The organism is Vibrio sp. 10N.222.49.C9 (genome assembly GCF_041474985.1).
In the GTDB taxonomy this organism is placed as follows: Bacteria; Pseudomonadota; Gammaproteobacteria; order Enterobacterales; family Vibrionaceae; genus Vibrio; species Vibrio crassostreae_C.
The window spans coordinates 1-324 of sequence record NZ_JBFRVD010000828.1 but is presented as its reverse complement, the minus strand read 5'-3'; the positions used below and the strand labels follow the sequence as shown (position 1 = coordinate 324).

General features: G+C 52.8%; 1 protein-coding gene. It reads left to right on the top strand.

Annotated elements, in window-relative coordinates; all coding sequences use genetic code 11:
• The coding region (locus AB4585_RS25805) for a penicillin-binding transpeptidase domain-containing protein (RefSeq protein WP_372171625.1) at positions 1-324 on the top strand (324 nt) is incomplete at both ends.

Below are 324 nucleotides of genomic sequence, written 5' to 3'. Positions count from 1 at the left end.
CTCAGCAGGTAGTGCCTGAGCAAGCCGCTTGGCTTACCACCTTTGCGATGAAGAAAGTCGTGACTGAGGGGTCGGGGCGCTATCTCTCTGCTAATTATTCTCGCTATGCGCTCGCGGGTAAAACCGGCAGCAGTAATGATGGGCGTGACAGTTGGTTTGTTGGCGTGGATGGCAGAGAAGTGGTGACTCTTTGGGTTGGACGTGATGATAACCAACAAGCTTATTTGACGGGGTCATCCGGTGCTTTGCGAGTGTATGCCGACTACCTAAAACATCGAGAGCCTGAGGTGCTTAGTCTGCCTTGGCCAAAAGGCATTCGTACAC